At 61.8% G+C, this 24,027-nt stretch carries 24 protein-coding genes; 18 read left to right on the top strand and 6 right to left on the bottom strand.

Annotated elements, in window-relative coordinates:
• The first annotated feature begins 59 nt into the window (after positions 1-59).
• From V6K60_RS05750 to V6K60_RS05795, 10 genes are all read left to right on the top strand, one after another.
• On the top strand, positions 60-1,244 hold the full coding sequence (locus V6K60_RS05750; RefSeq protein ID WP_442919551.1) for a geranylgeranyl reductase family protein: 1,185 nt from the start codon (positions 60-62) through the stop codon (positions 1,242-1,244).
• Positions 1,245-1,308: 64 nt separating this feature from the next.
• Positions 1,309-1,947, top strand: coding sequence for a cobalt transporter CbiM (gene cbiM, locus V6K60_RS05755; RefSeq protein WP_332449560.1), 639 nt, complete (start codon positions 1,309-1,311; stop codon positions 1,945-1,947).
• Positions 1,947-2,297 carry a PDGLE domain-containing protein gene (locus V6K60_RS05760; RefSeq protein WP_332449561.1) on the top strand — a complete coding sequence of 117 codons (351 nt, stop codon included), beginning with the start codon at positions 1,947-1,949 and terminating at the stop codon, positions 2,295-2,297. The genes cbiM and V6K60_RS05760 overlap by 1 nt, the downstream gene beginning before the upstream one ends.
• A 30-nt stretch (positions 2,298-2,327) precedes the next feature.
• The gene (locus V6K60_RS05765) at positions 2,328-3,161 is read left to right on the top strand and encodes an ATP-binding cassette domain-containing protein (RefSeq protein ID WP_332449562.1); all 834 of its coding nucleotides are present in this window, start codon (positions 2,328-2,330) and stop codon (positions 3,159-3,161) included.
• Complete coding sequence (gene cbiQ / locus V6K60_RS05770) at positions 3,158-3,973, top strand: cobalt ECF transporter T component CbiQ (RefSeq protein WP_332449563.1); 816 nt, start codon at positions 3,158-3,160, stop codon at positions 3,971-3,973. Before V6K60_RS05765 ends, cbiQ begins: the two co-directional genes overlap by 4 nt.
• A 63-nt stretch (positions 3,974-4,036) precedes the next feature.
• Positions 4,037-4,351 carry a hypothetical protein gene (locus V6K60_RS05775; protein ID WP_332449564.1) on the top strand — a complete coding sequence of 105 codons (315 nt, stop codon included), beginning with the start codon at positions 4,037-4,039 and terminating at the stop codon, positions 4,349-4,351.
• 222 nt (positions 4,352-4,573) lie between these two features.
• Positions 4,574-6,547 (top strand): DNA topoisomerase (ATP-hydrolyzing) subunit B, encoded by a 1,974-nt coding sequence (gyrB, locus tag V6K60_RS05780; protein WP_332449565.1) that lies wholly within the window; start codon positions 4,574-4,576, stop codon positions 6,545-6,547.
• The gene (gyrA, locus tag V6K60_RS05785; protein ID WP_332449566.1) at positions 6,537-8,966 is read left to right on the top strand and encodes a DNA gyrase subunit A; all 2,430 of its coding nucleotides are present in this window, start codon (positions 6,537-6,539) and stop codon (positions 8,964-8,966) included. Before gyrB ends, gyrA begins: the two co-directional genes overlap by 11 nt.
• Positions 8,967-9,124: 158 nt before the next feature.
• Positions 9,125-9,694, top strand: coding sequence for a DUF2178 domain-containing protein (locus V6K60_RS05790; RefSeq protein WP_332449567.1), 570 nt, complete (start codon positions 9,125-9,127; stop codon positions 9,692-9,694).
• A gap of 5 nt (positions 9,695-9,699) precedes the next feature.
• A complete protein-coding gene (locus V6K60_RS05795; protein WP_332449568.1) occupies positions 9,700-9,915 on the top strand; it encodes a helix-turn-helix transcriptional regulator in 216 nt (71 codons plus the stop codon).
• Between the two features lie 614 nt (positions 9,916-10,529).
• Here V6K60_RS05795 and V6K60_RS05800 read toward each other — a convergent pair.
• On the bottom strand, positions 10,530-10,745 hold the full coding sequence (locus V6K60_RS05800) for a hypothetical protein (RefSeq protein ID WP_332449569.1): 216 nt from the start codon (positions 10,743-10,745) through the stop codon (positions 10,530-10,532).
• Between the two features lie 180 nt (positions 10,746-10,925).
• On the opposite strand from V6K60_RS05800, the gene V6K60_RS05805 reads away from it, so the two are divergent.
• The gene (locus tag V6K60_RS05805) at positions 10,926-11,339 is read left to right on the top strand and encodes a secondary thiamine-phosphate synthase enzyme YjbQ (RefSeq protein ID WP_332449570.1); all 414 of its coding nucleotides are present in this window, start codon (positions 10,926-10,928) and stop codon (positions 11,337-11,339) included.
• A 121-nt stretch (positions 11,340-11,460) separates the two neighbouring features.
• Here the strand turns inward: V6K60_RS05805 and V6K60_RS05810 are convergent, their stop codons facing one another.
• Positions 11,461-11,724 (bottom strand): UPF0147 family protein, encoded by a 264-nt coding sequence (locus V6K60_RS05810; protein WP_332449571.1) that lies wholly within the window; start codon positions 11,722-11,724, stop codon positions 11,461-11,463.
• 66 nt (positions 11,725-11,790) lie between these two features.
• On the opposite strand from V6K60_RS05810, the gene V6K60_RS05815 reads away from it, so the two are divergent.
• On the top strand, positions 11,791-12,165 hold the full coding sequence (locus tag V6K60_RS05815) for an Sjogren's syndrome/scleroderma autoantigen 1 family protein (protein ID WP_332449572.1): 375 nt from the start codon (positions 11,791-11,793) through the stop codon (positions 12,163-12,165).
• Here V6K60_RS05815 and V6K60_RS05820 read toward each other — a convergent pair.
• Both V6K60_RS05820 and glyS read right to left on the bottom strand, forming a co-directional pair.
• Positions 12,162-14,444, bottom strand: a complete 2,283-nt coding sequence (locus V6K60_RS05820; RefSeq protein WP_332449573.1) for a DEAD/DEAH box helicase — start codon at positions 14,442-14,444, stop codon at positions 12,162-12,164. The genes V6K60_RS05815 and V6K60_RS05820 overlap by 4 nt on opposite strands.
• Positions 14,441-16,171 (bottom strand): glycine--tRNA ligase, encoded by a 1,731-nt coding sequence (gene glyS / locus V6K60_RS05825; RefSeq protein ID WP_332449574.1) that lies wholly within the window; start codon positions 16,169-16,171, stop codon positions 14,441-14,443. The genes V6K60_RS05820 and glyS overlap by 4 nt, the downstream gene beginning before the upstream one ends.
• Before the next feature lie 310 nt (positions 16,172-16,481).
• On the opposite strand from glyS, the gene V6K60_RS05830 reads away from it, so the two are divergent.
• From V6K60_RS05830 to V6K60_RS05840, 3 genes are all read left to right on the top strand, one after another.
• The gene (locus V6K60_RS05830; RefSeq protein ID WP_332449575.1) at positions 16,482-17,090 is read left to right on the top strand and encodes a response regulator receiver protein; all 609 of its coding nucleotides are present in this window, start codon (positions 16,482-16,484) and stop codon (positions 17,088-17,090) included.
• A 65-nt stretch (positions 17,091-17,155) separates the two neighbouring features.
• The gene (locus tag V6K60_RS05835; protein WP_332449576.1) at positions 17,156-17,830 is read left to right on the top strand and encodes a metal-dependent hydrolase; all 675 of its coding nucleotides are present in this window, start codon (positions 17,156-17,158) and stop codon (positions 17,828-17,830) included.
• Positions 17,831-17,973: 143 nt separating this feature from the next.
• Complete coding sequence (locus V6K60_RS05840) at positions 17,974-18,936, top strand: sulfurtransferase (protein WP_332449577.1); 963 nt, start codon at positions 17,974-17,976, stop codon at positions 18,934-18,936.
• A gap of 323 nt (positions 18,937-19,259) precedes the next feature.
• Here the strand turns inward: V6K60_RS05840 and V6K60_RS05845 are convergent, their stop codons facing one another.
• On the bottom strand, positions 19,260-19,433 hold the full coding sequence (locus V6K60_RS05845; protein WP_332449578.1) for a hypothetical protein: 174 nt from the start codon (positions 19,431-19,433) through the stop codon (positions 19,260-19,262).
• 143 nt (positions 19,434-19,576) lie between these two features.
• Here V6K60_RS05845 and V6K60_RS05850 point away from each other — a divergent pair, with 143 nt between their 5' ends.
• The 3 genes from V6K60_RS05850 to V6K60_RS05860 all read left to right on the top strand — a co-directional run bounded on the left by V6K60_RS05850 (position 19,577) and on the right by V6K60_RS05860 (position 23,034).
• Positions 19,577-20,551, top strand: coding sequence for a TIGR00341 family protein (locus V6K60_RS05850; RefSeq protein WP_332449579.1), 975 nt, complete (start codon positions 19,577-19,579; stop codon positions 20,549-20,551).
• A gap of 140 nt (positions 20,552-20,691) precedes the next feature.
• Positions 20,692-21,699 (top strand): phosphate uptake regulator PhoU, encoded by a 1,008-nt coding sequence (locus tag V6K60_RS05855; RefSeq protein ID WP_332449580.1) that lies wholly within the window; start codon positions 20,692-20,694, stop codon positions 21,697-21,699.
• Between the two features lie 84 nt (positions 21,700-21,783).
• On the top strand, positions 21,784-23,034 hold the full coding sequence (locus V6K60_RS05860) for an SLC13 family permease (protein WP_332449581.1): 1,251 nt from the start codon (positions 21,784-21,786) through the stop codon (positions 23,032-23,034).
• A gap of 10 nt (positions 23,035-23,044) precedes the next feature.
• On the opposite strand, the gene V6K60_RS05865 is transcribed toward V6K60_RS05860, so the two are convergent.
• A complete protein-coding gene (locus tag V6K60_RS05865) occupies positions 23,045-23,935 on the bottom strand; it encodes a polynucleotide 5'-hydroxyl-kinase (RefSeq protein WP_332449582.1) in 891 nt (296 codons plus the stop codon).
• Positions 23,936-24,027: the final 92 nt, after the last annotated feature.

The raw sequence follows: 24,027 nt of genomic DNA on the forward strand, positions 1-24,027 counted from the left end.
GAACCCCACTATAGTCTGGAAACGGTCCACCTGCTGCCGGTACCGGGAGCAACCAGTGGATCTTTGAACTCACGTCTGCGAGGCATGGTAATCTGGTCTGGGATGTTGTTGTTGTGGGCGCAGGCCCCGCCGGGAGCGCCGCCGCGCGGGCCTGCGCAGAGCAGGGACTCAAGACGCTCTGTATCGAGGAGCACGGGACGATCGGCTACCCGGTGCAGTGCGCGGGGCTCCTCTCCGCGTCCGCGTTTGCCGAATGCGACGTCTCGGAGAGATCGGTCACCAACAGGGTCACCGGCGCGAGGATGGTCTCGGACCTCGGGGGAGAGCTCCTCTTCGATGCCCGGACCACAAAGGCCTATGTCGTGGACCGGTGCCTCCTCGACCGGGAGATGGCAGCGGTCGCGGCGGACGCCGGGGCGGAGTTCCTCCTCAAGACCAGCGTATCGGGCATCCGGTCCTCCTCGCTCCTGACCCGGGGGGTCCGCGGGCGCGAGGAGGTCCCGTACCGCCTCATCATCGCCGCCGACGGGCCGCGGAGTTCCGTCGCCCGGATGCTGGGGCTCCGGCGGGCGGAGGTCTACCTCGCCGGGATCCAGGCGGAGGTGCCCCATACGATGGACCCACGCTACGTGGAACTGCACCCCAACGCCTCGCCGGACTTCTTCGGGTGGGTGATCCCGGTCTCGGAGACCCGGGCACGTGTCGGGCTCTGCGCCCGGGAGCACGCAAAGGACCACTTCGACCGGTTCATCGCCCGTTATGGGAAGAACTCGCTCCACCTCGTGAGCGGGGTCATCCCGCTCGGGGTTATGCCGCAGACCTACGGTCACCGTGCTCTCGTCGTCGGCGACGCGGCGGGGTTCGCCAAACCCACGTCGGGGGGTGGGGTCTACACCGGCATCCGGTCGGCAAAACACGCGGCAGCGGTCGCGGTGGCGTGTGTAGCGCGCGGGGAGTTCGACGACGGGAGTCTCCGTGACTACGAGCGACGCTGGAAGGAAGACTTCGGGAAAGAACTCGATACCGGCATGAAAGCGCTTCATATGCGGCAGAGAATGACGCCGGAGGAGATCGACCGCCTCTGCCGGGCCTTGAACGACCCCGATCTCATCGAGACGATCGTGGAGTACGGCGATATGGACCGGCCGGGGACCCTGCTCCGCAGACTTGCCCTGAAACCCGCATTGGCAAGGGCAATGGGCATACTTTTCGCATCGGGAGTACGTCAAGTTCTTACCGGTTGATACAACCCTCGCGATTAGTAATACATTTATACCAAGATGTAATACTACTCCGCAAGGTGTTGTTGTGCACATCCCTGATGCATTTATACCGATGGGACAGGCTCTGGTCTACTGGATCATAGCCCTCATCTTCATCGCTCTCGCCCTCCGGTGGGCGCGACGCTCGATGGGAGAAGAGAAGATACCCCTGGTCGCCGTCCTCGCCGCCGGCATCTTTGCCATCCAGGCGTTGAACATCCCCATCCCCTGGGGAACGAGCGGCCACATGGTCGGTGCTGCGCTCGCGGCGATCGTCCTCGGGTCGCCGTATGCAGGCGTCTTCGTCCTGACGCTGGTGCTCCTCGTGCAGGGCGTCATCTTCGGTGACGGCGGCATCACGGTCATGGGCGCGAACATCATCAACATGGGCGTCGTCGGCGGATTCGTCGGCTACTATGGGTATACCGGCATCAAAAGCGTGATCGGGAACGCGTACGCCGCCGCGTTCATAGCCGGGTGGGCGTCGCTCTTCGTCTCCGCGCTCCTCTGTGCGGTCGAACTCGCCATCGCCGGTACGTTCCCGCTGATTCCGGCACTCACCGCCCTTGGACTCTATCATGCGGTCATCGGGATCATCGAAGGAGGGATCACCGCGGTCGCTCTCTACCTGATAGCCTCGGCACGACCGGATATTCTCGAACACCCCACGGGGGTGAGCGCGTAATGGAGACGAAACAGTTCATCATCATCGGTGTGGCGATCGCTCTCGTGATCGCCATTGCCGCGCCGTTCCTCGCCTCCGGAAACCCGGACGGGCTTGAGAGCGCGTTCTTCAGCATGTACGGCGCAAAACCGTTCATGGGGAGCGAACTCGACGAGGACGCCGCCGGCGCCGCAGAAGAGCAGGTGGTCGCCACGACCGGGAACGGCTTCTCGTACGAGGCCCTCATGCCGGATTACTCCATCCCCGGGATGAACAAGGCCGGGGAGGTGCTCGCGGTCGTGCTCGGTACGCTCACGATACTCGTCCTGGGAGTCGTCGTTGCGAAGATCTCCGCACGGCCCGATAACTAAATACCCATAAAACTCCTAATTTTTGCTACCATGCACCTGCTCGAGACCCGCGATCTCACGCACATCTATCGGGGCAACGTCCACGCTCTCGATAACGTGAACTTCATCGCAGAGAGGAAGTCACGCATCGCCGTCATCGGGCCGAACGGTGCCGGGAAGAGCACCCTCTTCAAGCATTTCAACGGCATCCTCAGACCTACATCCGGCGAGATGCTGGTCAGGGGCGAGCCGATCACGAAGGCGAACGTCCGTGAGGTGCGAAAATTCGTCGGGATCGTCTTCCAGAACCCTGACGACCAGATATTCTCCCCCACCGTGGAGCAGGACGTTGCGTTCGGCCCGACCAACCTCGGCCTCGACGAGGAGACAGTCGCCCACCGTGTCGAGGAGGCCCTGCACCTCCTGGGGATCGAGGACCTGCGCAAGCGCGTGCCGCACCACCTCTCGGGCGGCGAGAAGAAACGGGTCGCGATCGCAGGCATCCTCGCGATGGAGCCGCAGGTGCTGGTTCTCGACGAACCGACGGCCGGCCTCGATCCCCGGGGTGTCGCCGACCTTGTGGCGTTCGTCAACCGGCTGCCCGAGGAGTACGGCATGACGGTGATCTTCTCGACCCACCATCTCGACCTCGTGGCAGAGATGGCAGACTTCATCTACGTGATGGATCAGGGAAGAGTCGTGGCCTCCGGGACGGTCGAGGAGGTCTTCACCCGGCCGGAACTCCTCTCCCGGACAAGGCTCGACGTGCCGCCCATACCGAAACTGATCCGGTCGCTGCAGGAGAGCGGTGTCGCCATCGATACGGCCTATACCTACGAGGACGCAAAGAAGTCGTTCCTTGACGCCTACGCGAGACGAGAATGATCGACGACCTCTACGCAATCGAGAAGCATGCATACGGCGAGAGCATCGTCCACCGGTTGGACGCGAGGGTTAAACTCCTCGTAGCCCTCGCTGCCATCGTGGCCATCGTTGCCCTGCCCTACTCGACGAAAGTCTACACGCTCGGTCTCGTCCTCTTTGCTCTCCTCATCGTCCTCTGGGCCGCATCACGCCTCTCACCGGTGGTCTACCTCAAGAGGCTCGCGCTCATCCTGCCGTTCGGCATCTTCCTCATCGCGTTTCAGATATTCGTAAAAAGTCCGTATTACGACGTTTTTCATACGATTGCAACCCTGCCGTTCGGGATCGAGGTCTACGCGGAGTCGGTGGAGTTCGCCTCGATCCTCCTCGTGAAGTTCATCGTCAGCATATCGTTCGTCATCCTGCTCTCGTCGACGACGAAGATGCAGGATATGATCGAGGCGGCGGGGAGGCTCGGCCTGCCCCGGGAGTTCACCCTCACGCTCGGGATGATGGTCCGCTACATCTTCGTCTTTGCCGATATGTTCGGAAAGATACGGACCGCGATGGAGACCCGGTGCTTCGATCCCCTCGACCGTACCCTCCCCTACCGCTACCGGCTGCACCAGATCGGCTACACGGTCGGGACGATCTTCATCCGGTCCTACGAGCAGGGCGAGCGCACCTACACGAGCATGCTCTGCCGGGGCCACGGGGTGAACACCGGCCTCTACATCAAGAAAAAAAACCTCCAACCTGGAGAGATCGCATTCTTTGCCGTGACACTCGCCCTTATCGTATTCTCCACGGTCTTGATCTACCTGCAACCGTGACCGGCGGCGGGCAAGGGTGTGGAAACAGATCGTTCTTATCTCCCGGCGGTGCATAGGGAATGTATGCCCGCAAAGAGCGAATTCGGCAGAGGGTTCATCGTCAACCTGATGCTGCTTTCCCGGCACTTCGGCCTGCCCCCTGAGAGAGCCTTTTATGGCGCCGCGGATCATCTCAACGACCTCACGGTGCCGGAGCAGTTCCGGGGGACGGAGATCGGTGAACTCGTCGAACGTCTCAGGAAGACGGTGATCTGGCACCAGCCGGGGATCATGGATAAGGAAGATACGGCGGACGCGCGGCGGCTCCTCAACCGGATTGCGATCGCGATCGATACGGAACTCGGCATCCAGAACCCCGATGCAGGGAAGTACGACTGACGGGAGCGCTCGCCTTCCCGGGGCCGGTCAGACCAGAGGGGGGCAGAACGGACTGCTCCCGATCGGTCATGCAGGATGTGCGTATATCGGGCTATCGACCGCCGAGATTGACCTAAAATAAGGTTATTTTCGGATCCAAACAGTATAAGTGGTTATACAACCAATATATACTGTGAGTTTTGCTGTGATTCAGGACGCCGCTCGAACAGCCGGAGGTCGCAAATGACTGATACCTACGATGCCTCCCACATCACGGTACTGGAAGGCCTGAGGCCTGTGCGGGAGCGTCCCGCCATGTATATCGGCAGTACTGGTCCCCGGGGGCTGCACCACCTTGTCTACGAGGTTGTTGACAACGCCGTAGACGAGGCGCTCGCCGGGTTCTGCGACCAGATACAGGTGATCATCAACCGGGACGGCTCGGTCACAGTGGATGATAACGGGCGGGGCATCCCGGTCGATATCATGCCCCAGTACGGCAAGAGCGCTCTCGAAATTGTTCTCACCGTGCTCCACGCCGGCGGAAAGTTCGATAAGAACACCTACCAGGTCTCCGGCGGCCTGCACGGCGTCGGCGTCTCGGTCGTCAACGCTCTCTCGAGCTGGCTCGATGCGACGGTCTTCCGGGACGGCAGCGTCTATACGATGCAGTTCCGGCAGGGCCAGGTTGCAAAGCCGATCACGAGCCGCCCGGAGACCGAGCACGAGATGGCGGTGCGCTACGAGGAGCGATATGGTTCCCGGCCCACCGGGCAGCGGCTCGACTACGAGCGGCTCCAGGGGACCCGGATAACGTTCCAGCCCGACCGGTCGATCTTCGAGACCGTCGAGTTCGACTACGATGTGCTGGACCACCGGCTCCGCGAGCTCGCCTACTTGAACAGCGGTCTTACGATCACCCTCCGGGACGAACGCACCGGCGATGCGGTCACCTACTGTTTCGAGGACGGCATCCGGCAGTTCGTCGCCCACATCGGCGAGGGGAAAGCGAGCCTCCACGATGACGTCATCTACTTCCAGAAGCGCGACCCCGAGAGCATGGTCGAGGTCGAGGTTGCCCTGCAGTACAACGACTCGTACACGGAGACGATCTACACCTACGTCAACAGCGTGAACACCCGGGAAGGGGGAACCCACCTCGAGGGGTTCCGGAGCGCCCTCACCCGGGCGGTCAACAGCGCCGCCCACAGAAACAACCTTCTCAAGAACAACGACGCCCAGGTCAAGGGCGAGGACGTCAGGGAAGGGCTCGCCTCCGTCATCAGCACCCGGGTCGCGAACCCGCAGTTCGAGGGGCAGACCAAGATGCGCCTCGGCAACAGCAACGTCCGCGGCATCGTGGATTCGCTCGTCTACTCGTCGCTCACTGAGTACTTCGAAGAGCACCCGAAGACCCTCCAGGTCGTCGTGGACAAGGCACTTACAGCTGCCCGTGCCCGTGAAGCCGCAAAGAACGCTCGCGAGCTCGCCCGGCGGAAGAGCACGCTGGAATCCACGGGTCTGCCCGGGAAACTCGCCGACTGCCAGGAGCGGGACCCGGCAAAAAGCGAACTCTACATCGTGGAAGGAGATTCTGCAGGTGGTTCCGCAAAACAGGGCCGAGATCGGAAGTTCCAGGCGATCCTCCCCCTGCGGGGCAAGATCCTGAACGTGGAGAAGGCCTCAGAGCACAAGATCCTGAAGAACGCCGAGATCCAGGCGCTGATATCCGCTATCGGCACCGGGGTCGGCGACAGTTTCGACGTCGAGAGGGCCCGGTACCACCATGTCATCCTGATGACCGATGCGGACGTCGACGGTGCACATATCCGGACGCTCCTCCTCACGTTCTTCTACCGGTATATGCCGGCACTCATCGAGAACGGCTACATCTACATCGCCCAGCCGCCGCTCTACCGGGTTGCCCGGGGGAAGCAGGAGAAGTACGCCTACGGCGAGGAAGATATGCGGGAGATCGTCGGTGAGTTCGGTGAGAAGGGCGTCACGATCCAGCGCTACAAGGGTCTCGGTGAGATGAACGCCGGGCAGCTCTGGTCCACCACAATGGACCCGGCCAACCGGATCCTCAAACAGGTGAGGATCGAGGATGCCGTCTACGCAAACGAGATATTCGAGAAACTTATGGGAGAGAATGTGGATGCCCGGAGAGACTTCATCCGCCGGCATGCAAAGGAGGTGAACAACCTTGACGTCTGATCATCAGGTTGTTCCGATCAACATAGAAGAGGAGATGAAATCATGCTACATCGACTACGCGATGAGCGTGATCATCGGCCGTGCCATTCCTGACGCGAGAGACGGCTTGAAGCCGGTTCACCGCCGCACCCTCTACGCCATGCGGGAGCTCGGCAACACGAGCGACAAGCCCTACAAGAAGAGCGCCCGTATCGTCGGAGACGTGATGGGTAAGTACCACCCTCACGGCGATTCGGCCATCTACGACACGCTGGTGAAGATGGCGCAGCCCTTCTCTTACCGGTATACGCTCGTGGACGGCCAGGGGAACTTCGGGTCGATCGACGGGGACTCCGCTGCCGCCATGCGATACACGGAGGCCAGGCTCACGAAACTCTCGGAGGAACTCCTGGCCGATATCGATAAGGAGACCGTCGACTTCGTCCCGAACTTCGATGAGTCGCTCCAGGAGCCCGACGTCCTCCCCGCCCGGATCCCGAACCTCCTCGTCAACGGGTCGAGCGGGATTGCGGTCGGGATGGCGACGAACATGCCGCCCCACAACCTCAGAGAGGTCTGCGAGGCGACCTGCCGCATCATCGACGAGCCCGGAATCTCCACCGAGGAACTGATGCGGGTCATGCCCGGCCCGGACTTTCCCACCGGCGGCATCATGATGGGCACCCAGGGTGTCCGGGACGCCTACCTGACCGGGCGCGGGAAGTGCGTCGTCCGGGGGGTCGTGGAGATCGAGGAGGAAGGCCGGACACCGCGGATCATCGTCAGCGAGATCCCGTTCCAGGTGAACAAAGCGCGCCTGATCGAGACGATCGCCGGCCTTGTCCGCGACAAAAGGATCGAGGGCATCTCCGACATCCGCGACGAGTCGGACCGGGACGGCATGCGGATCGTCATCGACTTAAAGAGGGGGACCGCGCCCCAGGTGGTCCTGAACTTCCTCTACAAGCACACGGCGCTCGAATCCTCCTTCGGCATCATCAACCTCGCCATCGTCGATCGCCAGCCCCGCGTCTTGAACCTGAAGGAACTCGTCCACGAGTTCCTCAAGCACCGGGTGGACGTAGTCCGGCGGCGGACCGAGTTCGATCTCGCAAAGGCGGAGGAACGCAGGCACATCCTCAGCGGCCTCCTTGTTGCGCTCGACAACATCGACGCCGTCATCGCAACCATCCGGGCATCCGGGACGACCGAGGAGGCACAGATGGCCCTGGTGGCGAAGTTCGGCCTGGACGAGGCGCAGGCGGACGCCATCCTGAAGATGCAGCTCCGGAGGCTTGCGGCACTCGAGCACAAGAAGATCCAGGACGAGCGCGATGCTCTCGCACAGGAGGTCGAACGGCTGACCGCGATCCTCGCAAGCGAAGCAAGCATCCTCGCCGAGATCAGGAAGGAACTCGTCGATATCAGCGCCCGCTTCGGTGACGAACGGCGGACCCGGATCGGGCACGCGACCGAGATCCTGGAGAAGGAGGACCTCATCGAGGACAAGCCGATGCTGGTCTCACTCACCTCCTCAAACTACGTAAAAAGGATCGACCTCGACACCTACCGGAACCAGCGGCGCGGAGGGCGCGGCGTCATCGGCATGGCCACCAAGGACGACGACGGCGTCGAGAACGTCTTCGTCGCGAACACGCTCGATAACCTCCTCTGTTTCACCGATAGAGGAAAGGTCTACTGGCTGAAGGTCTACGACCTTCCCGAGGGGCAGCGGACGGGCAAGGGCAAGGCCCTGGTCAATCTCCTGAATCTCGACGGCGAAGAGCGGGTGACCACGATCATCCCGGTCAGGGAGTTCCGGCCGGATCGCTACCTCTTCTTCGCGACGAGGGGGGGAACGGTTGCGAAGATGGCGCTCGACGAGTTCTCGCGGCCCCGCCAGACCGGGATCAACGCCATCAACCTCCGCGACGACGACGAGCTCGTGGACGTGAAGGCGACCGACGGGAACCAGGAACTGATCCTGACGACGAAGTTCGGGCAGAGTCTCCGGTTCCACGAGGAGACCGTTCGCCCGGTTCACCGCAACGCCATGGGCGTGCGGGGGATCAAACTCCGCAACGGCGATACTCTGCAGGCCATATCCGTGGTCGAGGAGGACCACCTCCTCACCATCACGGAGCAGGGCTTCGGGAAGCGGACGGAGTTCGACGAGTTCCGCGGCCACGGTCGCGGCACGATGGGAGTCCGGAACATCGTCGTCGACGCCCGGGGCGGGGGTGTCGTCGGGTCGAGAGCGGTCTCCGACGACGACGAGATCATCGTGATGAGCGCGTCCGGCATCGTCATCCGGACGAAAGTCTCCGAGATCTCGGTCCAGAAACGAGGCACCCGCGGTGTCCGGATCATGAAACTCGACGACGGCGACCGCGTCATCGGGTTCACCATCCTGGACGCTGAAGACAGGGAAGAGGCCTAATCAGCCATTCCTTCTTTTTTTGCACACTCTTTTCCCGGATTCCTGCGTAACCTTCGCCTTCAGGATTGTTTTGAAACCCCTGCTACATAGAGAAACGAGCTGCACCATATAGGAAGATATTTACCCAATAAGAGAAGCATGTGTTACATTGAGGCACTATGAAACAGCGAACTTATCTCATCTGCATCGCCCTGGTGGCGGCCGGCCTGATCCTTGCTCTCGGGTTCGGCCTGACAACCGCAAACATGATCGTCCCGGTCGTCGCCGTCGTCGCCAGCATCGCCATCCTGGCGCTCTGCCGCCGCAGCGTGACGGAGGTCACGGAAGACGAACTCTCCACGATTCTTCATGGAAAAGCTGCCCTCAGCGCGCTCGAGGTGACCATCATGGTTGCCGCGATCGGGTTTGCCGTGCTGATGACCTTCTCGTTCAACGGCGGAACCGGATCTGCCCTGCATACCTACGACAACGGGTCGATCCGGGTCTTCTACGGCGTACTCTCTGCCCCGCCGAACCCGGAGTTTATCCACGACAGTTCCTACCTCATCCCCGACCCGGCGAACCTGACCATTGACGACGTCGTCGCCCTCGATGAGATGTTTGCGGAAGGCCACCGCATCCGGGACACCACCCGCGCGTTCGGCGCGGCGCTCGGCGCGGTCACGGTGCTGCTGACAGCACTGTATGGCGCGTTCCTGTGGTATTACAATAGAAAATACGGGGCATAAAGACGATGAGGAACAGGATCAAGGTCTTTCGCGCGATGCACGACATGACCCAGGAGGAGCTTGCCGATACAATCCGGGTCACCCGGCGGACGATTAACTCCATCGAGCGGGGGAAATACAACCCCTCCATCGAGGTCGCCTACAGGATCGCAAAAACCTTCGGCGTCACCATCGAGGAGGTCTTCTGCTTCGAGGACGGTGAGGATGCAGAGGTCCGGTGATGAACGAGGTCATCCCAAAAAGATCTATGAACCTTCTGTACACCCTGATCAGAACACTCACCCCCGAGGTTTCTACCATCTGAACTATACCCTGGGCAAGGAGGGTGAAACGGCTTCCCATCGGGTATGCGCCTGGGCGGGGGAGGGATCGGGGAGGTGCGACCGAAGGGAGCTTGAGCACCGTAAGGTGCGAAGGGGTATCCCTCTCCCGGCAAAGGGATTCTGGGACAAACTCGATCTGCTACGATCACCTGACCCGGGTCTACAACGGCGCCCCGACCGTGGACGACCTTCTCCTACCTCATCGCCTTGCTCGCGATACCTGCGGTTGTCTTCGGGCAGGCATGGGGGTCCGGTTCATGCGGGAGAGTATCTGATGACCGATACCCCCTCATGGCTAGAGAAGCCGAGCGGTCCTGCGATCTGGGGTCGTGGGGACCCTCCTTATGGGCTATCTGGGTCCTCTTCTTTGGTCTTTCTTCCTGCCGTATTATATCTGGAAGCGTGACACGATGAGGAGTCCCTGACACTCCCTGCAGAAGTACCGGGCTGCGGTACACAGGGGAGGGTGCCATAGGATGCCTCATCGAGCGCCTCATTTCTCCGAAAACTGGTCAAAACACCGGTTTCTTGAAGTACCCGAGCGCCTCAGGCCGGTGCCGCTCAAGTTCGCTGAAGAAGTACTGCGAGAGTTGCGGGTCGGAGTTGTTGATCGCCTCCTGCAGGGTGCGCATCAGCCATCCCCGGATCTCCTGGCCCGCATCAAGCGTGTTCATCACGACGACGATCGCCTCGTCCACATCCTGTCTGTCGTTCCATCGATAGGGCATAATTACGCCTCCAGGGAGGGGGTATTCCCTCATCTATAAAGCGTTTACGGAGAGGCTGCTCCTATCCCGGCAACTCTCACGCCATGCCGCTTCGGCAAACTTTCGCCAACGTTGCCGAAGGGAACAGGAAGTTTATGACGGCGCAGGAGATACAGGTCACCGGGATGAGGTGTCCATAGCATGTTCCGCACAACGATTCAGATAGAGACGCACGGGGAAGGAGAGATCGTCAATATCACGCCTCAAATAGAGCAGGCGGTCGCCGGGAGTGGCGTGCAGGACGGGCTTGCCAATGTCTTCGTCGGAGGCTCGACCGCCGCCGTCACCACCATCGAGTACGAGCCGGGAGTACTCTCAGACCTCCGCCGGGCGCTCTCGGTCATCGCCCCGGCCGATATCCCTTACGCGCACGATGCAGCGTGGGGCGACGGCAACGGGCGGTCCCATGTCCGGGCGGCGATCGTCGGGCCGTCGCTCTCCGTCCCGGTGATCGGCGGTGCGCTCGCCTGCGGCACCTGGCAGCAGGTCGTCCTGCTCGAACTCGACGTGCGATCGAGCCGCCACAGGACGGTCCACGTCACCGTTCTCGGGTGAGGAAGAAAAATGAGCTCCAGGCGCCACAGGCTGAGCAGGATGATGCGGCAGGCATTGCACCTGCTGTCAGTATCACGCTGCTCAGGTTTGCGCCGGAGTTGTCAGGAGAAGAATGAGCGACTCAGTCGAGAGGGATCGTCTCCAGCTGCGATGCCAGTTCCCAGATCCGGGTCCGGGCGTGGACCGGCATGTTCGGGTCGTTGCTGATCTCATCGATCATGGAGATTGCGGTTGCGGCGCGGAGGCCGATCGTCTTGGATTCGTCCTGCAGAATCGCTTTCGTCTCATCTGCAACGCGCCGGATATTGCGTGGGATGGTTGAATCTTCGTTGATATTCTGCAACATCTGGATGCAGATCCGTATTGTTTCTTCGGGACTTGCCATTGGATGTACCCCTCTATTATTAATGGCATCCAGGCATATATAAGTTGATTAAGGGAGTTCAACGGAATGGCGGTTGATACGGCTGACGAAGTCATGGCTGAGTATCTCCTGAAGGGAGGAAAGATGCTCGCAAAATCCTGTAACGTCTGCGGGTACCCCTTGTTTGAGTACAAGGGAGAGACACAATGCGTGATCTGCCCGCTTGCTGCACAAATTGAGCCTCTTCCCATACCGGAGCAGCCCGCCGGGAGAGAGGAGCCCGCGCAGTCTCCCGCACCGGCAACGGCCGTCCCGGAGCCGCGAGGCCGGGTTGCCGTGGAACTCGAAGAGACGATCATCCACCTCTGCGAGCGCATCCGGGGCGAACCGAGGGCCGATGAGTGCCTGACCCTGATGATGGCGGTCGAGCGAGGGACAAAAGCACTCAAACGCCTGCGTTAACGGTATGGCCTGCGGGCAAGATCCGCAATGCCGTGTGCGGTCTTCTCCCCGATCCCGCGCACGGACGCCAGTTCTTCCGGGTCGGCATCGATGATCGCCTTGAGCGACCCGAAGTGTTCGAGGAGGAGCCGGGCACTCTTTAAACCGACGTTTGGAAACGCAGCGAGCGCATACTCCTGCTCTTCGCGGACCGACCGATACGACTTCTTCGGGTGCACCTTTCGCTCTCCCCGCTCGCTCCCTTCGCGTTGAGCAAGGACGTAGAGCATCTCGGCGGTGTCGTCGGCATCCCGTGTGCGTATCAGCGCGACCCCCAGATCCACCGTGATGGCAGCAAGCGTGCCCCGGATAGCGTTCGGGTGGATGTTGCGCACCGAATAGAGGTCGTCTTCTCCCTCGATGACCAGGATCGGCCGCGCCGCCGCATCGGCCATGGCCCGGAGCTGCCCGAAGAGGTCCCGCTCGATGAGGGTGTTCATGAAGTCCTGCACAGTCTTGCGCTCAACAAGGATACGGTCGCCGACGGCGTAATCGCCGAACTCAAGACGTTCGAGCGTTATCGACGCCCCGAGTTCGTGCAGGCGCCCGGCGACCCGTGACGATGTCTCCCGGTCGTCGACGGTGATCGCCGGCCCCGCCGGAGTAAACGCGAGGATCTCCATCTGCCTGGTCGCGGCCGGGGTGGAGGGGAGGGGAGGGGCGTGGACAGATTCAGCGGCCGGAGCGGGAGCGGGGGCGGGCGCCGTGCTCATGCTTTTGATCCCCGTCACCATCGCCCGCTCCCGGGTCTGGCTCACGTACCGGAACGTCTCGTCGGACGTGCCTTTTGTCACCAGCACGACGATCGTGCCGCTCCCGCTCCTTCCGGTCCTCCCCTTCCGCTGGATGCTCCGGATCTCCGAGGGGACCGCCTCGTAAAAGATCACCATATCCGTCGAGGGGACATCGAGCCCCTCCTCGCCCACCGAGGTCGCGACCAGGCACTTGAACTCGCCCTCGCGGAACCGGGCGAGGCTCGCGATCTGCTCCTTCTGCGAGAGTCCCCGGGCCGCATCCCGGGACGCCTGGCCGACGAACCGTTCGCAGGCGATGCCGGCAGCGGTGAGCGCGTCGACGAGTGTCTGGACGGTGTCGCGGTAGGTGGCAAAGACGATGATCCGGCTGTCCGGATGTGCTGCAAGCTGCGCCTGCACCAGCTCGCGGACGATCGCAACCTTGGGGTGGAGTTCCTCCTTCCAGCCGCTGGCGACCTCGACGAGGTGCTGGTAGGCAGGGTCGCCGACGAGGCGCTTGCTCGCCTTGCTCCCCGCGCTCGAGGCGCCTTCCGCGCCGAGCCGGGCCAGGTAGAGTCTGAGCGCCTCGCTCCCTTGCGTCTCGGCAAGCGATATGGCGTGGCGGAGTTTCATGCACTCGGCATGCAGGGATGCCGCGGTGAACGCAGCGGGGTCCCGGTTCCGTATGCGTTGCTGGATCTGGGCGTTCAGGGCGTTGAGCGCCTTTATCGAGAGCTTGTCCGGTTTCGGGACCCGGAAATTGAGGCTCGCGAGCCGGGTGAGGCGCGACTCCACGAGTTCCCGGAGGAGGATGAGTGCCGCCTGGAGTTCTTCGGGCAGGTAGACATCGACGTACTGGATATCGCGCTCGTGGATGTAGGGGCGGACGTCCTCGTCGGTCTCCACCCGTGTCTCGACCGTCTCGATCTGAAGGTTGTTGCAGACTTCCTGCACCTTCATCTGGTCGCCCCCGGGGGAGGCGGTCATCGCGAGCAGCAGGGGCTCGTTTGCAGATGCGCAGTAGTGTTTTGCAAGAAAGACATACGCGTAGTTTCCTACCGCCCGGTGACACTCATCCACGACCAGCAGCACGACATCGGCGAGGCTGTACCTCCCCGCCAGGCAGTCGTTCTTGATCACCTGCGGGGTGGCAAAACAGACCCGGCACGCCTCCCAGGCCCGGGCTCGCTCCTCCGGGGAAGTCTCCCCGGTGAACATGACGATATCGGACTCCTCTGGCTCGGAGCCGCCCCGAGAGAGCAGGAACTTCTTAAAAAAACGGAGATGCTGCTCCACCAGGGGTTTTGTCGGCGCAAGCATCAGCACTCTCCCCGGGTGGGAGTAGAGGCGGGATGCCGCGACGATGAGCGCGACGGCCGTCTTCCCGAGGCCGGTCGGGAGGACGACCATCGTGTTCGCGTCAAGCGCCCGGAGCGCAATCGCGAGCTGGTAGCGTCTCTCCTCGAGGCTCTCCGGCCGGATCAGCGGGTGGGAGATACAGGTCATGCTTTGAGTTCATGAAACGTAGTGGCGCCGGAAACGAGCGCCGAGAGGGTCTCCGGCAGCCGCTCGACCGGTATACGGACCTGCTCCATGCTGTCGCGGTCCCTGACGGTCGCGGTGTTGTCCTCGAGCGTGTCATAGTCGACGGTGACCGCAAAGGGCGTCCCGATCTCGTCCTGTCTCCGGTAACGCCTGCCGATGGCACCGGAGTCGTCGTACTGGGCGAGGATGCGGCATCGGGTGAGCCTCTCCGTGATCGTCTGCGCGATCGTATCGAGGCCGTCCCGGTTCATCAGCGGGAAGACGGCGACCTGGACCGGGGCGATCGCCGGCGGGAGCCGGAGGACCTTCCGTATCTCGCCCTCGACCTCCTCCTCGGCGTAGCTGTGCTCGAGCGCGACGTAGATCATCCGGTCGATGCCGTAGGACGGCTCGATGACGTGAGGCATCACCTCTTCGCCACGGACCTCCACCTCTTCCTCCCGGACCACATAGAGGTCAGCAGGGATGAAGAACTCCTCCCCGTCGACGGTGATCCGCGCGCCGTCACTTCCCGGTTCGGATGCGGCGAGAGCGTCCGCAATCGCCTTTGCCTTACCCCGGAACCGGGGGCCGAGCACGCCCATGTCGGCGGTGATGCGCCGCTTCATAACCTTCTTCGGCTCGTCGTAGGGCATGAAGACCGTCATCGAGGTGCCGGAGTGCTCCGCGTGCGAGCGCAGGTCGTAGTTGGTGCGGTCGGCGATGCCGACGATCTCCACCCACCCGAAGCGGCCGGAGTAGACTTCGGCATCCCAGCAGTCTGCCGCGTAGTGTGCCCGCTCGTCGGTCAGGTGCTGGCGGAACCGGAGTCGCGCCGGGTCCACGCCGATGGCGGTCAGGATCCGGTGCGTGAGCGCGACGTAGTAGGCGACGTACTCGTTTGCAATCAGCCCCTCGTCCACTGCAGCGCGCATCGTGATTGCGGCCGGCTCCTGGTTCTCGACCTGACACGCGATGGTGAGGAGGGGGATCTGGTAGTCCGCGTAGCGGTGGAAGACGGGATGGTTCTTCTCGTTCGGGTGGACGAAGATCTCGGCCTCTGCCTGGGAGAACTCCCGCAACCGGATCATGCCCTGGCGGGGCGAGATCTCGTTCCGGTAGGACTTCCCGATCTGGACCGCGCCGAAGGGGAGCTTGTCACGGTAGAAGCGCAGCAGCCGGGAAAAGTCGGTGAAGATGCCCTGCGCGGTCTCGGGGCGCAGGTAGCCCTTCCGTTGCGACCCCGGGCCGATGGTGGTCTCGAACATCAGGTTGAACGCAAAGACGCTCGCTTCGCCGAGCGGCTTCTTGCACGCGGGGCAGGGCAGTTCGTAGAGCACTGCCTGGAGGGCCTCCGCCGGGAGGGTGCCTGCGTTCTCGATGCCGTTCTCCGCTGCGATATGATCGGCGCGGAGGTACTCGCCGCAGTGCGGGCACTGGACCATCTTGTCGGCGAACTCTTTCACATGACCGGATGCGACGAAGATTGCTTCATTTCCGACGGTGGGGCATTCGATCTCGTAGTAACCTTCCTGGAAGACGTAGTAGGATCGCCAGAGATTCTCGACGTTCCTCTTCATCATCGCTCCGAGCGGGCCGTAATCGATGAACCCCGCAACCGACCCGTATATCTCGGATGAGGGCCAGACAAAACCACGTCTTCTGGCCACTTCCATGACTTTTTCGTAAATATCGCTCGTCTCGGCCATAGTCTTGCAGTATACTTGAGCGGCGGTGCTATTAAAGAATGGTTCTCCTCTCACGGGAGATCACGATTCTTCGAAAAACAGCGTGGGCAAGGAGACTTTTTTTCCACAGCCCATAGTATCCCGGAAGATATGGTTTCATCCTTCAAAACGATCGTTCTCTTTCGGCGATTTATATGGCAAGTTTTAAATGTTAGCGGTTGTAATGTAGGGAACGTTACGCCCCGGGTGGGGAACAAGTTATATATATCAGAGGTCAGCATGTGTGGCCTCGTGAACCAGACGGTGGAATACAGGATAGAGAGACACGAACATGGCAGATGATACCCGCAAGCAACAGCTCCTTGAGCTGTTCACGACCATCACGAACAAGAAAACGATCGTTGAACCGATGAGGAAGGTTCACGGTACGCTCCGGGATCGCGACGCTGTTGAGCGCGAGATTGCCCTGATCATGCGAGAGGTCCTCGATCAGGGGTATTTCAAGACCAAACTCGCACCAAGGCAGCTCGCGAAGCTCGTGGTTGCATATTACGACGGTAAGAACGATACGGAGATTGCGAGGGCGCTCGGCGATGAAAAGCTGAGCAAGACCGTGGCACGCGCCCGGGTCCGCCTCAAACTCTTCAGGGATCTTGACTTCAAGATGCCGTTTGACCAGGCAGCAATGACGGAACTTCTTGACTCGGGCAAGACCATGAAGGAGATCAGCGAGGAACTCGATGTGAGCCCTTCCACGCTCCGTGAGTACCGTCACGTGATCGAACAGCAGAGGGATACCACCCTGGACCCGTACCTGGAGCGGATCAGGGACGTGATGGAAGATCGCGACCTCTCCGAGATGATGACGCGCGGTGTCGTCAACGACGGCCTCTCCGAGGCTATCGACATCACCGAAGCGATCGATATGGGGGAGTTCTAACCTTCCGGTCCACCCTCTGTACTTCCCCTGAACATTTTTTAATGGGCAAGGCCGATCTCTTCTCCATGAGGTTGACCTGGCTTGGCCACGCATGTTTCTGCCTTGAGGGATCGCAGACGATCCTCATCGATCCCTTCATCTCAAAGGATTCGCTCCCCGTGGAGCCCGATATCGTTGCGGTAACACATGCCCATGCAGACCACCTGGGCATTGCTGCAGAACTCTCGAAGAAGACCGTCGCCATCAACGAGGTGGCGAAGTACCTCCGAACAAAGGGCGTTCCTGCCGAACCAATGAACATCGGCGGCAGCATCACCGTCGACGGTGTGCGGTTCACGATGACGCCCGCTCTCCACTCCTCGTGGCTGGAAGACGAGGGCATGGGTTTTTACGGCGGTGCCGCCGCGGGATTCGTCATCGCGATGGACGGCACCAGCGTCTACCATGCCGGCGACACGGCGCTCTTCTCGGATATGCAGCTCATCAGGGACCTCTACCGACCGGACGTGGCGCTCCTCCCTGTCGGCGGGCGTTTCACGATGGGGCCCGCTGAGGCGATGATTGCAGCCCGGTACACCGGGGCGCGGCTGGTGATCCCGATGCACTACGACACGTTCCCGGCCATCTGCCAGGATCTGGAGAACTTCAAGCAGACCATCGAGCGCACGACGGCGATCCGGGTCAGGCTCCTCTCACCCGGTGAGAGCGTCGAACTCGGCCCGGAGGGCGCCGGGGAGTGAAGGGGCAAAGAGGCCCCCCGCGTCTTTTGGCTGATCGCACCCCTTCCATACACCCAGCCCTATCCTGCATAAAATATATCTGGTCTCATGCCCGCACCGGGGCCGGACTCACTGGTCTCAGTGAGAGGGATGAGGTGATGAATATGGAAGAGAAGATGGTTACTCCCGGCGGCATGGAGCGCCTGCAGGCCAGAAACGACCGGGAAAACGTCCCGTACCCCCGTGGCGACGGAAAGGTCAGGCTGGTGAACGCGAGTTGGCTTGCCGACCACCTGCACGATACCGACCTGACGATCATCGACGTCCAGCCGAACGTGCATGACTACATCCGGGAGCACATCCCGGGTGCCGTCTACCTGACCGAAGGAGTCCTGCGGGTCTCAAACGGCGGCTTCCCGACGCCTTACAGCCCCATCGGATGCCTTCAGGGATCATTCAGGCGCGCGGGCATCGAGGCCGACTCTCCGGTCGTCGTCTACACCGGAAAAGGAGCAGTCTCCGGGCTGGGTGACGGGCTCGGGCAGACGATGATGGCCTATACCCTGGCAAAGTACGGTCATAACGCCGTCTACCTCCTCGACGGAGGGCTTGACCGGTGGAAGAGCGAGGGACGGGAACTCTCGCAGGAGTACCCGACGGTCGAATCGTCCGGTTTCACGGTCCAGGCTCGCGACGACTACGCCATCAGGTACGAGGAGTTCGTGCAGACCAAGGACAACGACGATGTGGTCCTGCTCGATGCGCGCCCGGCAAAGACGTATCAGGGGCAGGGACCCTGGCGGAAGCCCGGGCATATTCCCGGCGCCGTAAACCTGCCCTGGAGGAGCCTGATGGACGATGCAAACCCGGCGCTGCTCAAATCGAACGACGAACTCGATAGGATCCTGGAAGATCACGGCGTCGACCGGAGCAGGGCCGTCATCTGCTCGTGTGGAACCGGCCGGGAGGCCACGAACGAGTTTATCCTCCTGAAGTGGCTCTACCTCTACCCGAACGTCCGGATCTACGAGGGATCGTTCACCGAGTGGGTTACGTACCCGGACAACCCGGTTGTAGAGGGACCGGAGCCACGAACGACCAGGGTTGAGGCGGCTGCCGCACGGTAGTCCGTAAACGCCCGGGCAACCACCCATAACTGTTACTTTTTCTGTTTTAAAAATAGAAATTATTATATATCCTCGTGGACTAAATAGCCCTAGAGAGATCTGGATCCGCGCAAGACACTTCCCCCCTTGACGTCGTCTTTTCGTGTTTCCTTTTCTCTCTGCTCGATCACCGTTGGGTGCGTAGCCGCATTTCTTCAAGGATCGCCCTCCACCGGGAGGCAGGTTTCCATGATGCACCACCGCATTCTGCCGGGGTAGATCGTCGCCGAGACCGCCGACACCCGGGTAGTCTCAGCTCTCCTATGCCCCGACAACATTTATGTTCATTCACCGCCATTATTCACTTTGTGGACCGTAATGTCGCCCGGATCGCTCCCGTGGACGCCGAAGATCCCACCGATCAGATGACGGGGGACGCCTTGTTGATATATCTCACCCACAAATACCCGTATCGCTGCCTGGCGGAGCACCGCCTCCGTGCACCTGCCGATTGCCATGGTGCAGCACCTGCCTTTGCAGGATCGGCTCCCGGAGAGAGCCTGTGGCCAGGCACGCGGCATGGGACAGGCCCGGAGACACGGAAACTCGCGCGCCCTGGTGATACGCGCATCGGTAGAGCCGCCGACGGCCGGGCGGCGACATGAAGAAGATCGTCGTTCACGTGCGCGAAGACGGGCACGAGAAGGTAGAAGAGGTTCTCGAAGGCCTCCATTATACGGTATCGCTCGTTCAGAACATCTACGAGATCACCATATACACGCCGGACGAGAACCTCGATGAACTGATCGAAAAGATCCAGGGCGCACTCGATCTCCGGTACAACGAGAACATGATCGAGGTCTCGAAACCCGAGTTCGTCATCTCTTCGCTCCTGAAACGTGCCGAGAAGACGGTCGAGAAGAAGGAAGAGAAGACGCCGGTCGAGAAATTGCTCGATACCGTCAAGGGTTACGGCGAACTCGATCTCGAAAAACTCGCGCTGACGTCCATCGCCGGACTGGTGGCCCTCTCCGGCCTGCTGCTCGACAACCCGACGATCATCATCGGGGCAATGCTCCTCTCCCCGATCATGGGCCCGATCTACGGGTTCTCCGTCTATGCCGCCCTCGGCAAGATCGAAAACGCCTTGCGCTGCCTTGGCGTGCTCGCGGCGCTGCTCTTGGGTGTCTTCATCCTCTCCGCAGTCGCCAGTTTCTTGATCAACCTCGTCGTACCGCTCACGATGACCGACGAGATTGCCACGCGCCTCGTGTTGAACCCCATCTACAGTCTGATGGCGGTCTTCCTTGGCTTCGCGGCGGCGGTGGCATTCAGCAAGGGCACGACGGAGGTCATCGCCGGGGTCGCCATCGCCGCCGCCATCATCCCGCCGACAGTGGTGGCCGGGATCGTTCTGGTCCTCGATCCCACCGTCCTTCCCTCCGCTGTGGTGCTGGTGGCCGGGCAGATCGTCGGACTGATAGCAGGCGCACTCGTCGCCGTGGTCCTGATGAAGATAGAACCCCGGGCTCCCAAAGACAGGGCCGTCGCACGACGGTACCGGATCAGGTCGATCGTAACGATCATAATCCTCTTCACCCTGCTCCTCTGGCTCACAACGCTCATGTGGATGTAGCGGCGGCACTCGCCCGCCGACAGCCGCGCGGGCAGGGGTCCCGGGAAGGATATGCCACTATAGTTACTCACCGATCATACCGGTGACATATATACTCTCCAGAATGCATATACCCTCCCGGCACCAACGCAGTATCATCCATGGAGATCAGAAAAGTCCAGATCACCGGGGGCTCGTCGTACATTGTATCCCTGCCGAAACAGTGGATCAGGTCCGCGAACATACAGAAAAACGACCCGGTCGGGCTGATCGTACAACCTGACGGTTCGCTCCTGATCACGCCGAAGATCAGCGGAGAGGCGATCTACCGGACCAGGGTCTTTGAGGTCGGTGCCACGACGGACCGGTCCTACCTGCTCCGCCTCCTTATCGGGGCATACGTCGCCGGATTCACGGCCATCCGACTCGAATCAAAGGGAAGGATGCCGCCGTTCGTCCTGCAACTGGTCCGGGAGTTCACGCAGATGGCGATCGGCCAGGAGGTGGTCGGCGAGACGGACTCCTCGATAACCGTCAAGGATCTCCTTAACCCCGCAGAGATGCCGTTTGAGAACACCGTGAAAAGGATGCATGTGCTGGCACGGGGCATGCAGCAGGACGCGATGACCACCTTACGGACGCACGACGCAGAACTTGCCCGGGACGTCATCATACGGGACACAGAGGTAGACCGGTTGCACTGGCTCGTCGCGCGGCAGGACAACCTCATCGGGGCTGACGCCGCGCTCTCGCGGCGGATGGGCATCCCGGTAAACCAGGCGGCGTATTACTTCCTGGTCAGCAGGATCATCGAGCGGATAGCCGATCACGCCACCCGGGTTGCCCATAACGCGCTCGCCCTGACCGACCGCGAGGTCGAGGCGGCGACGCTCGACCTCATGGATGAGGCGAGTGCGCTCGCCCTGGATATCTTCGCGTGGAGCATGGAGGCGTTTCATTCGAGCGACATCACGAAGGCAAATACGACGCTCCAGAGGGTGAACGACCTCGAGGAGAAGATCCGGGAGATCAACCCCCGTGTGCTCCAGTTCGAAGCGGCGACGGCGATCTCCACAGGGCAGATTACCGATAGCATCCGGCGTATCGGGGAATACTCCGGGGATATCTGCGAAAACGTCATCAACTATACCGTCGGACAGGAGACCTGAGGGGCGGGCGCGGCCCCGGGTGATCCCTTTTTTCGGGCAGACGGCGAACCATCGATATGCGCACGCGCCCGTGCCCGCGATACCATGCACACCCTCATCCCGATCGTCGTTCTCATCACCGTCTTTCTCCTGATCGCAGTCCGCAAGATCGGGAGTGTCAACCTCCGCATATGGCAGGTGATGCTCCTCGGGGCCGCGGCAGTCCTGATGACGGGGGCGATCACACCGGCGGATGCGCTCGCGTCCATCAACCTCGATGTGATCTTCTTCCTCTTCTTCATGTTCGTGATCGGTGAGGCGCTCGCAGAGAGCGGCTACCTCTACCACCTCTCCCACCGGCTCTTCTCCCGGGCAGAGTCAGTCCGGCACCTGATCGTCCTCATTCTCGTTGGTGGGGGCCTCTTTTCGGCGCTCCTGATGAACGATACACTCGCGGTCATCGGCACCCCGCTGATGCTTTACTTCGCCCGGCGGCACGGCATCCCCCCAAAGCTCCTGCTTCTTACGCTCGCGTTCGCCATCACGACGGGGAGCGTGGTAAGCCCTATCGGGAACCCGCAGAACCTTCTCATCGCGCTCTCGGGCGGCGTCCCGGACCCGTTCGTCACGTTCCCCCTCTACCTCGCCGTCCCGACGGCGATCTCGCTCCTGCTCGCTTACGTCTTCCTCGCGAGAGCCTTCCCGGGCGAGTTCCACACAGCTCCGCTGGTCCACCGTGAGGAGGAGATCCGCGATCCCACCCTCGCAACGCTCTCCCGCCTCTCCCTCATCCTGCTCGTCCTCCTGATCGCTGCAAAGGTCGTCGCGGCGATGCTCTTCCCGGCCTTCGAGGTCCGGCTGACCTGGATCGCGGCCACCGCGGCCATACCCGTCCTCGTCGGGAGCAGGAGACGGTTCGAGATCATCCGCCGGATCGATTGGCCGACACTGGCCTTCTTCGCCGGCCTCTTCGTCCTGATGGCGAGCGTCTGGCAGTCGGGGTTCTTCCAGCCGCTCATCGAGAAGAGTTCGCTCGACCTCGCCGCCGTCCCGGTCATCCTCGTGATGGGCGTCATCGTTTCGCAGTTCGTCTCGAACGTCCCCTTCGTCGCCCTCGCCCTCCCGGTCCTCGAGCACCTCGGGGTCTCCACAGCCGGGCTGATGGCGCTTGCAGCCGGGAGCACCATCGCCGGGAACATGCTGATCCTCGGGGCGGCAAGCAACGTCATCATCATCCAGTGCGCGGAAAAAGAAGGAGAGACGCTGACGTTTGGGGAGTTTGCCCGGATCGGCGTCCCGCTCACCATCGCCCAGACGGCGGTGTACGTACTCTTCCTCTCGCTCCTCCCGGCGTGAAGCGAAGGGCTCAGGACCGGAAGGACTCCACCGAGCCGGGGTCTGCATCGAGGTCGAGAGAGAGCGAGCCGAACCTGACCGACGCGACGGCGGCATCGTCAAAGGACGGGACCAGAACTTCGATAACGCGCTCCTGGGGATGCAGTTCCCGGGCGATGCCGAGGGCGAGGCTGAAGTTCTCCGGGCCGTTGAAGGAGACGAGCCTTCCCCGGACTCCACAGGGATTCCTCAGGTCGGGCACCCGGCCCTGGAGGCCGAGCCCACGGAGGGAGATCGCCTGCGGTCGGGCATCGGCAAAGTAAGTCCTGAAACATTCTTCGCGATAGCGCCGCCGCCCGAGTGCAGTCCGGGTGACGGCCGCCGGCGATACCGGAAACCGGCGGATCGTGACTCCGGGGTACCGGGCAAAGTTCGCGAGCAGCCGCTCCAGTTCCCGCCCGCGCTGGAGGGCGACGATCTGCGTGGGGCGGAGCAGGTCGATCATCTGGAACTGGAACTCGGCGCCCACCCCCCCGGCAATGAGGCCGGGCGAATCGATGACGACGGCGCCGGCCGAGAGCTCGGCGGCCTTCTCGACGAGACGCTTTGCGGCCGTCAGCGTCTGGACGAAGTGGCCGCCGGGGGATGTCGAGCCGACGAACCGGAGATACGGTCGGGCGGGCGGGTCTCCCGGGTCGGGGCAGATGACCATCCCCTCGGTCGTCGGCGGGCCAAGCCGGGACTGTCCGGTGTCGCAGTCGACGTACGCGGTCCGTGTATGGGTCGATGCCGCATCGGCGAGGTAGCGGCAGAGTGTCGTCTTGCCGCTGTCCGTCGATCCGACGACATACACGCGTTCAGGCCTCTCACCTGCCGCGAGCGCAGCCGCGAGTTCCTCCCATCCTTCCCCGATCCGGATCATATGCCTCCTGATGGAGGGTATTGCGGCTCATAGGTATAGTGCCTGACGGAATGCTCCTGCAACGCCGGTGCCGGTGAGAGGATTTATCTGGG

Origin of the sequence: Methanoculleus sp. (genome assembly GCF_036677455.1) — an archaeon.
In the GTDB taxonomy this organism is placed as follows: domain Archaea; phylum Halobacteriota; class Methanomicrobia; order Methanomicrobiales; family Methanoculleaceae; genus Methanoculleus.

Bases quoted from the DNA above. Each gene is read 5' to 3' on its own strand.
- V6K60_RS05760 (WP_332449561.1), top strand. From the start codon at position 1,947: ATGGAGACGAAACAGTTCATCATCATCGGTGTGGCGATCGCTCTCGTG.
- V6K60_RS05765 (WP_332449562.1), top strand. From the start codon at position 2,328: ATGCACCTGCTCGAGACCCGCGATCTCACGCACATCTATCGGGGCAAC.
- cbiQ (WP_332449563.1), top strand. From the start codon at position 3,158: ATGATCGACGACCTCTACGCAATCGAGAAGCATGCATACGGCGAGAGC.
- V6K60_RS05775 (WP_332449564.1), top strand. From the start codon at position 4,037: ATGCCCGCAAAGAGCGAATTCGGCAGAGGGTTCATCGTCAACCTGATG.
- gyrB (WP_332449565.1), top strand. From the start codon at position 4,574: ATGACTGATACCTACGATGCCTCCCACATCACGGTACTGGAAGGCCTG.
- V6K60_RS05790 (WP_332449567.1), top strand. From the start codon at position 9,125: ATGAAACAGCGAACTTATCTCATCTGCATCGCCCTGGTGGCGGCCGGC.
- V6K60_RS05795 (WP_332449568.1), top strand. From the start codon at position 9,700: ATGAGGAACAGGATCAAGGTCTTTCGCGCGATGCACGACATGACCCAG.
- V6K60_RS05800 (WP_332449569.1), bottom strand. From the start codon at position 10,745: ATGCCCTATCGATGGAACGACAGACAGGATGTGGACGAGGCGATCGTC.
- V6K60_RS05805 (WP_332449570.1), top strand. From the start codon at position 10,926: ATGTTCCGCACAACGATTCAGATAGAGACGCACGGGGAAGGAGAGATC.
- V6K60_RS05810 (WP_332449571.1), bottom strand. From the start codon at position 11,724: ATGGCAAGTCCCGAAGAAACAATACGGATCTGCATCCAGATGTTGCAG.
- V6K60_RS05815 (WP_332449572.1), top strand. From the start codon at position 11,791: ATGGCGGTTGATACGGCTGACGAAGTCATGGCTGAGTATCTCCTGAAG.
- V6K60_RS05820 (WP_332449573.1), bottom strand. From the start codon at position 14,444: ATGACCTGTATCTCCCACCCGCTGATCCGGCCGGAGAGCCTCGAGGAG.
- glyS (WP_332449574.1), bottom strand. From the start codon at position 16,171: ATGGCCGAGACGAGCGATATTTACGAAAAAGTCATGGAAGTGGCCAGA.
- V6K60_RS05830 (WP_332449575.1), top strand. From the start codon at position 16,482: ATGGCAGATGATACCCGCAAGCAACAGCTCCTTGAGCTGTTCACGACC.
- V6K60_RS05835 (WP_332449576.1), top strand. From the start codon at position 17,156: ATGAGGTTGACCTGGCTTGGCCACGCATGTTTCTGCCTTGAGGGATCG.
- V6K60_RS05840 (WP_332449577.1), top strand. From the start codon at position 17,974: ATGGAAGAGAAGATGGTTACTCCCGGCGGCATGGAGCGCCTGCAGGCC.
- V6K60_RS05845 (WP_332449578.1), bottom strand. From the start codon at position 19,433: ATGGCAATCGGCAGGTGCACGGAGGCGGTGCTCCGCCAGGCAGCGATA.
- V6K60_RS05850 (WP_332449579.1), top strand. From the start codon at position 19,577: ATGAAGAAGATCGTCGTTCACGTGCGCGAAGACGGGCACGAGAAGGTA.
- V6K60_RS05855 (WP_332449580.1), top strand. From the start codon at position 20,692: ATGGAGATCAGAAAAGTCCAGATCACCGGGGGCTCGTCGTACATTGTA.
- V6K60_RS05860 (WP_332449581.1), top strand. From the start codon at position 21,784: ATGCACACCCTCATCCCGATCGTCGTTCTCATCACCGTCTTTCTCCTG.
- V6K60_RS05865 (WP_332449582.1), bottom strand. From the start codon at position 23,935: ATGATCCGGATCGGGGAAGGATGGGAGGAACTCGCGGCTGCGCTCGCG.